Origin of the sequence: Streptomyces marinisediminis (assembly GCF_026262575.1) — a bacterium.
Classification (GTDB): Bacteria; Actinomycetota; Actinomycetes; order Streptomycetales; family Streptomycetaceae; genus Streptomyces; species Streptomyces marinisediminis.
In genome coordinates this window covers 1-845 of sequence record NZ_JAPKFL010000096.1, presented here as the reverse complement: position 1 = coordinate 845, position 845 = coordinate 1, and the positions used below count along the sequence as shown (strand labels likewise).

Below are 845 nucleotides of genomic sequence, written 5' to 3'. Positions count from 1 at the left end.
CATCGGCCTGAGCGGCGGCATCGGTGACCTGGACGGCCCCGGGCTGCCGTTCGCCTGGAGCGGCGTCGAGCTGTTCGCCGTCGGCTCCCCGGTGCTGCGGGTGCGGATGACGGTGGCCGACGGCGGCACGGTGTCGCTGGACCTCGCCGACGGCACCGGCACCCCGGTGGGCCGCGTCGCCTCCCTCGTGCTGCGCCCGGTGTCCGCCGACCGGCTGGAGCAGGCGTCCGGCGGCGACCGCCCCGACGCGCTCTACCAGCTCACCTGGTCACCGGTGTCCGCGACGCCGACCTCCGCGGAGGTGCCGCACGACCTCACGGTGCTCGACGCCACGGAGGCGGCCGGAGCGGCCGGTGACGCGGACCCGCGCCCGGTCCTGCACCACGCGCTCGCCCGGCTGCGGGACTGGCTGGAGGCCGAGCGCGACACCGACGCCCGGCTGGTCGTCGTCACCCGCGGAGCCGTGCGGGTCGAGGCCACCGGCGGCGACCTGGCCACCGGGTCGGTGTGGGGCCTGGTCCGCTCCGCCCAGTCCGAGAACCCCGGCCGGATCGTCCTGGTCGACACCGACGGGGAGGCGACCGGGGACGCCGGGCAACCCGGCGACCCCGCCTCCCTCGGCTCCCTCGCCGCGCTGGGTGAGCCGCAGGTGGCGGTGCGGGGCGGGAAGGTGTTCGTGGCGCGGTTGGTGCGTGCGGGGGGTGGGTTGTCGGTGCCGTCGGGTGGGGGCGGGTGGTCGCTGGGCAGTACGGGCAAGGGGACGCTGGAGAACCTGGCGCTGCTGCCCGCACCCGACGGCACCGGCGGCACCGGCGGCGGGGAGGGCCCCGGTGGTGGTGGGGGTT

Annotated in this window: 1 protein-coding gene; it reads left to right on the top strand. The window is 77.8% G+C overall.

Annotation, left to right across the window (positions count from 1 at the left end):
• On the top strand, window positions 1-845 hold an 845-nt coding region (locus tag OSB71_RS24225; RefSeq protein WP_416237326.1), incomplete at both ends, for a SpnB-like Rossmann fold domain-containing protein.